The organism is Arthrobacter sp. Dra40, assembly GCF_059091905.1.
This window is the reverse complement of the sequence record NZ_JBNHHB010000279.1, coordinates 1-5,753: the sequence shown is the minus strand read 5'-3', so window position 1 is coordinate 5,753 and position 5,753 is coordinate 1. Positions and strand designations below refer to the sequence as shown.

General features: G+C 67.4%; 5 protein-coding genes. 2 read left to right on the top strand and 3 right to left on the bottom strand.

Annotated elements, in window-relative coordinates; genetic code table 11:
* Both AC5RWT_RS33845 and AC5RWT_RS33840 read right to left on the bottom strand, forming a co-directional pair.
* Positions 1–865: DUF349 domain-containing protein (locus AC5RWT_RS33845; protein WP_494084041.1), on the bottom strand; the 865-nt coding region annotated here is incomplete at its 3' end.
* Positions 866–931: 66 nt separating this feature from the next.
* Positions 932–1,723 (bottom strand): peptidylprolyl isomerase, encoded by a 792-nt coding sequence (locus AC5RWT_RS33840; RefSeq protein ID WP_494084040.1) that lies wholly within the window; start codon positions 1,721–1,723, stop codon positions 932–934.
* 192 nt (positions 1,724–1,915) lie between these two features.
* Between AC5RWT_RS33840 and hisS the strand changes: the two genes are divergently transcribed.
* Positions 1,916–3,265 (top strand): histidine--tRNA ligase, encoded by a 1,350-nt coding sequence (hisS, locus tag AC5RWT_RS33835; RefSeq protein WP_494084039.1) that lies wholly within the window; start codon positions 1,916–1,918, stop codon positions 3,263–3,265.
* 57 nt (positions 3,266–3,322) lie between these two features.
* Here the strand turns inward: hisS and AC5RWT_RS33830 are convergent, their stop codons facing one another.
* Positions 3,323–4,582, bottom strand: a complete 1,260-nt coding sequence (locus AC5RWT_RS33830; RefSeq protein WP_494084038.1) for an APC family permease — start codon at positions 4,580–4,582, stop codon at positions 3,323–3,325.
* 190 nt (positions 4,583–4,772) lie between these two features.
* Between AC5RWT_RS33830 and aspS the strand changes: the two genes are divergently transcribed.
* On the top strand, positions 4,773–5,753 hold a 981-nt coding region (aspS, locus tag AC5RWT_RS33825; protein ID WP_494084037.1), incomplete at its 3' end, for an aspartate--tRNA ligase.

Sequence of the window (5,753 nt, the reverse complement as noted above, 5' to 3'; positions counted from 1 at the left end):
GTTCGTTCATGCGCGCGCTGCTGGTCTTCCACTGCACCGTGGACGGGTCTTTGCCCGCAATCTCCTCGGCTTCGGCGACAATCGCTTCCCGGGCAGCCAACTCGGCGGCGCGCTGGGCTTCCTGGCCCGCCTTCTCGGCCTTCTGCAGTTCGCTGATGGCGGTGCCCAGTGCCTCGAGTCGGGCCTCGAGCGCCGGCACGTCTCCGACCATGTGCCGCTCGGCCACTTGGGCCTTTAGATGGTCGAGGGTCTTGTGCATGTCAGTGGAGGGAGCCTTGGCTTCCACGCGCTGTTCCAGCAATGCGGCCTGGGCTGCGACGTCGTCGTACTTGCGGACGAAATAAGCCAGCGCCTCGTCCTTGCTGGTGTCCGGGTACTGCCCGACCGGGTGCTCCTGTCCGTCGACCAGCAGGAACACGTGGCCGTCGTCCGTAACCCGCGCCCACTTGGACGCCTCGGACAACGGGGTGGAGGCCACCGCCGGAGCTGGAATGACCTGCTGGGCGGGGCCGGCGGCAGCGATCTTTCCGGGCATCGCCGCGGGTGTCGGCTTGGGGCCGGGAGCGGGCTTCGGGACTGCCGGGCGCACCGGCTCCGGGGCGGCGGTGGGCTCGGCCGGCTCGCCCGCGGCGGCTTCCTCGGCCGACTCAACCGGAGCCGCCTGCTCGCCCGCGGCGGCCTCCTGGACCGGCTCGACCGGAGCGGCCTGCTGGACCGGCTCGACCGGAGCGGCCTGCTGGGCCGGCTCAACCGGCGCGGCGTCCTGAGTCTGCTCGCCTGATCCCGGGTCCGCGACCTGTTCGACCGCAGTCAGTTCGGCTTCGGTGGTCCGGGCTGTTTCGTCGGATTGTTGACTAGGTGTCACCGCTAGAACTCTCTCGCTTGTCTCTGATGCCGCAGTCTTCGGCAGCACCATCGTGGTGTCGTGTGCTCACTCGAGGGTGAACGACTTTATCGTTACCGGTATCTTAGGCGGGCCGTCCTGGCTGTCGGCATCCTGGACACCGCCGGCCGCGATCTGTTCGACCACGTCCAGCCCTTCGGTAACCTTACCCATAATCGTGTAGCCGCCGGTATCCTGCGGGATCGTGGAATCCTTCCACGCAATGAAGAATTGCGTGCCGTTGCTGTAGGTATCCGCGCCCCTGGCGACCGCAATAGTGCCCGCAGGATAGACGCCGTCGCCGGGAGTGTTCTCCACCGGGCCCCACTGGTATTCGGGATCACCGGCGCCGGCCCCGTCCACCGATCCGCATTGCAGCACGCCCATACTGGGCGCGGTGGTCAGCCGGTGGCAGGTCTTGCCCTCAAAGAACCCGTCCCGGGCCAAAGTGCTGAACACCGCCGCGGCCTGGGGCGCGGCGGTGCCGTCCAGTTCCACGCCAATGTCGCCCTCGTTTGTGGCGATCAGTCCGCTGAACACCTTGCCCTTGGCGAGTTCAGGGGAGGGGATATGGGCTGCATTGGCGGAGGACGACGGCGAGGGAATGGCTTCGGGGTCGGCGAGGCCCTGGCGGACCTGTTCCATCTCGGACGCAGTGGGATTCGCCGCGAACACGGTCAGCTGAACCGCAACGCCCCCGGCCAGCAGGGCTGCGATGGCGGCACCGCCGATAATGTTGTCCCGCTTGCGCCGCGCCGCCTGCTGCCGGCGCAGTTCGCCCTTGGCTTCCATCCGCGCAATGCGGCGCCGGGTTTCACGATCCTGACGGCTCCGTACCAATGCTTCTCCTGGTCTTTCGATGAACGGCACCGCCGACCGGCGGGCAGTCTCTGCAGTGCGGTTTGGTTCCGCTGCTGTGGCAGGCCTTAAACTGGTTCAGCAGCCAGTTTAGCGATCCAGTGCCGCTGCACTGCCGCCGGCTCCGACCCACCGCCTTTGATTACCCCCTCATGTACTAGGAGATACGTCCGTATGGCACGCAAGGCCTCCCTGTCAGGCTTCCCGGAATGGCTTCCGCAGGAAAGGCTTGTGGAGCTGCATGTACTGGATTCGCTGCGCCGGACTTTTGAGCTGCACGGCTTCTCCTCCATTGAGACCCGCGCCGTCGAAACCGTGGCCCAGCTGCTGCGCAAGGGCGAGATCGACAAGGAGGTCTACGGGCTGCACCGCCTGCAGGCCGAGGAGACCGAGGGCAAGGCCGAAGATAAACTGGCTCTGCACTTCGACCTCACCGTTCCGTTTGCCCGCTACGTGGTGGAGAACGCAGGCCACCTGGCCTTTCCGTTCCGCCGCTACCAGATCCAGAAGGTCTGGCGGGGCGAGCGCCCGCAGGAAGGCCGTGCCCGAGAATTCACCCAGGCCGACATTGACGTGGTCGGCGACGGCGAGCTCCCGTTCCGCTATGACGTGGAGCTGGCGCTGGTCATCGTGGAGGCTCTCAGCGCGCTGCCCATCCCGGAATTCAAGCTGCGCGTGAACAACCGCAAGCTGGCGGAGGGCTTCTACCGCGGCATCGGCCTGGACGATACCGCCGGCGTGCTGCGCAGCATCGACAAGCTGGAGAAGATCGGACCCGAGAAGGTGGCCGCGCTGCTGCAGGAAGAGCTCGGGGCCACCGACGAACAGGCGCAGGCAGCCTTGAAGCTGGCGTCCATCCGCACCGAGGACACGTCCTTCGTCGATCAGGTGCGGGCCCTCGGTGTCCGGCACGAATTGCTTCAGACCGGTCTGGCCGAGCTGGAGGAAGTCATCGGCGAGGCGCACCGGCGCGCTCCGGGGAAGGTGGTGGCCGACCTGAGCATCGCCCGCGGGCTGGACTACTACACCGGCACCGTCTACGAAACCGTCCTGGTGGGCCACGAACAGCTCGGCTCCATCTGCTCCGGCGGCCGCTATGACGCGCTGGCCACCAAGGGCAACCGGACCTTTCCCGGCGTCGGTCTGTCCATCGGTGTGACGCGGCTGGTGATGCGGATCCTGGGCCAGGAATTCGCGACTGCGTCCCGCCAGGTTCCGACGGCGGTGCTGGTGGCCTTGGCCAACGAGGACAGCTGGTCCCAGGCCCAGGATGTGGCCGGCCAGCTGCGTTCGCGCGGCATCAGCGTGGAAGTGGCCGCGAAGGCGGACAAGTTCGGCAAGCAGATTAAGTACGCGGACCGCCGCGGAATCCCGTTCGTCTGGTTCACCTCGGTGGCCGAGGACGGGAGCCTCAGCCACGAAGTGAAGGACATCCGCTCCGGCGACCAGGTTGCCGCCGACCCGGCAGTATGGACCCCGCCGGCCGAGGATCTGGTCCCCGGGATTACCGCTGCCGCCCGCTGACGGCGGGCCGCCGCCCCTGCCGGCGGCCGCGGGGCTCCGTCAGGCGCCTCCGGCTGCTCAGGTTCCGGGGCGGCGGCGGACCGGGGCCAGCGCCGCACGCCCGATCACGCCGGCGCCGAGTACTGCCACCATCATCACCACCGACGCAACCGGCAGCGTGAAGGCCAGCAGCAAACACCCGGCGAGGCCTGCCACGTTGAGCAGTTTCGGCGCGTGCCATGGCCGCTCGTCCAGCGTCAGGGCCGCCGCATTGGTGACGCTGTAGTAGATCAGCACGCCGAAGCTGGAGAAGCCCACCACTGCGAGCACGTCCTGGGTCAGCAGCAGGAAGATTACGACGGCGGCCACCGCCAGTTCCGCGACCCACGGAACCTTAAAGCGGGTGCCCACCCTGGCGAAAATCTGGGGCAGGTCTCCCTCGCGCGCCATGGCCAGGGTGGTCCGGCCGACGCCGGCGATCAACGCCAGCAGGGCGCCCAGACTGGCCAGCGCTGCGGCGATGGCGATCGCCCCGGTGCCTACCCCACCGCCGACTACCTCCATCACAGCCCGTAGCGGGGCCTCTGTCACCGCCAGTGATTCCGGTCCCAGATAGCGCAGCAGGCCCAATCCGATCAGCACGTAGAGCACGAAGGTGATCAGCAGCGCCGAGAAGATGGCCAGCGGAATCAGTTTCCTGGGTTCGCGGATTTCTTCGCCCATCGTGGCGATCCGCGCGTATCCGGCGAAAGCGAAAAAGAACAGCCCCGCCGCCTGCAGGACGCCGTACGGCGAGCCGGTGATCTGCGCAGCCGGAGCGCCGACCGGATCGGCGTCGAACGCCACAACGATCACGAACACCAGCACTGCCGCCACGAACGAGACAATCCACCGGGTCACCCAGGCGGTCCGGGTGATGCCCAGCAGGTTGACAGAGGTCAGCACCACCACCGCGGCCACGGCGGCGGCGGTGGCATACTCCGGGAAGACGTAGAGGCCGAAGGCCAGGGCCATGGCCGCGCAGGAGGCAATTTTGCCCGTGACAAAGCTCCAGCCGGCCAGAAAGCCGGCCCATTCGCCCAGCCGCCGCCGGCCATAGACATAGGTGCCGCCGCTGGTGGGGTAGAGGGTGGCCAACTGGGCCGTCGCGCTGGCATTGCAGTAGGCCACAAAGCCGGCGATGGCCAGCGCCAGCGGCAGCCAGGGGCCGGCTACGGCGGCGGCGGGCGGGAAGACCACGAAAACGCCGGCCCCGATCATGGAACCGACTCCCAGCGTGGTGGCGTCCACTCCGCCCAGCCGGCGTTCCAGGGAAGATTCGCTGCTCACAGATGCCATAGCTCCTTGCGCGGCGCTCCCGACCGGCCGGCCCGCTGGCTTAGCGTGGCCGGAGTTGAGGTCCGGGGCGCTGCCTGATCAACGGTAAACTCGTGTACGTCTCCACTAACCATAGCCGTACCCCGCCGCCGCATCAGGTCAACAGCAGCCGGCGGACAGATGAGCAAATCGTTCTACCGGAAGGACTGTTGTGCTGCGCACACACGACCTCGGCACCCTCAGGGCCGAGCACATCGGACAAACCGTTACCCTCGCCGGCTGGGTAGCCCGCCGCCGGGACCACGGTGGTGTGGCCTTCCTGGATCTGCGCGACTCCTCCGGCGTGGCGCAGGTGGTCGTCCGGGAAGAGGACGTGTTCCACTCACTGCGCAACGAGTATGTGCTGCAGATCAAGGGCACAGTGGAGAAGCGCCCGGAGGGCAATGAAAACCCGGCCCTCGCCACCGGTGAGGTGGAAGTGATCGCCGAGGACGTCGTCGTCCTCAACACTGCCGACCCGCTGCCGTTCCAGGTGGACGAGCATGTGGAGGTGGGCGAGGAAGCCCGCCTCAAGCACCGCTACCTGGACTTGCGCCGACCCGGCCCGTCGAAGGCGCTGCGGCTGCGTTCGGAAGTCAACCGCGTGGCACGCGAACTGCTGCACGGCGACGGATTCGTGGAGATCGAAACCCCCACACTGACCCGTTCGACGCCGGAAGGCGCCCGCGACTTCCTGGTGCCGGCCCGCCTGGCGCCGGGTTCCTGGTACGCGCTGCCGCAGTCCCCCCAGCTGTTCAAGCAGTTACTGCAGGTGGGCGGCTTCGAGAAGTACTACCAGATTGCCCGCTGCTACCGGGACGAGGATTTCCGCGCCGACCGCCAGCCGGAGTTCACCCAACTGGACATCGAGGCCAGCTTCGTGGACCAGGACGACATCATCGCTCTGGGCGAGCGCATTGTGCAGGCGGTATGGCGGTTGATCGGCGTCGAGATCACCACCCCGATCCCGCGCATGACCTACGCCGAGGCAATGGACAAGTATGGCTCCGACAAGCCCGACCTGCGGTTCGGGCTGGAGCTGACCGAGCTGACCGGGTTCTTCAAGGACACCACCTTCCGCGTCTTCCAGGCCCCCTACGTGGGTGCCGTGGTGATGCCCGGCGGCGCCTCGCAGGCCCGCCGCACCCTGGAT

What these genes read in the sequence shown, in the direction of transcription:
- hisS (WP_494084039.1), top strand. Translation starts at nt 1,916, where the DNA reads ATGGCACGCAAGGCCTCCCTGTCAGGCTTCCCGGAATGGCTTCCGCAG.
- AC5RWT_RS33830 (WP_494084038.1), bottom strand. Translation starts at nt 4,582, where the DNA reads ATGGCATCTGTGAGCAGCGAATCTTCCCTGGAACGCCGGCTGGGCGGA.